The organism is Phocaeicola fibrisolvens, assembly GCF_025567125.1.
In the GTDB taxonomy this organism is placed as follows: Bacteria; Bacteroidota; Bacteroidia; order Bacteroidales; family Bacteroidaceae; genus Phocaeicola; species Phocaeicola fibrisolvens.
Window position 1 is genome coordinate 1 of record NZ_JAOQJI010000114.1, and the last position, 346, is coordinate 346.

Here is a 346-nt window from a genome sequence, read left to right on the forward strand (position 1 = left end):
TATCCCAAAGATAATGTTTAAAAACTATACCTCCAACGATAATCTGCTTTTACCTCCGTGTTTAGGCGATTTTATTCCCCAGAACGACCCGGTCCGGGTTGTTCACCGTATTATTGAACAGATCAGCCTGGAAGAACTTTACCGCAAGTACTCCGTCAAAGGCTGTCCGGCCTATCATCCCCGCATGATGCTGCAGATTCTGGTATATGCCTATCTGCGCAATATCTATTCCAGCCGCCGCATCGAGGAGTTCTGCCGCAATGACATCCGCTTCATGTGGCTGACCGGTACCAGGGTGCCTGACCACAACACCATCAACCGTTTCCGCAGCAGCCGGTTGAAGGAT

At 50.0% G+C, this 346-nt stretch carries 1 protein-coding gene; it reads left to right on the forward strand.

Translation table 11 applies throughout. The features are described from left to right. Positions 1-13: 13 nt before the first annotated feature. A partial coding sequence (locus tag OCV81_RS17740; protein ID WP_148331140.1) for a transposase occupies positions 14-346 on the forward strand: 333 nt, incomplete at its 3' end.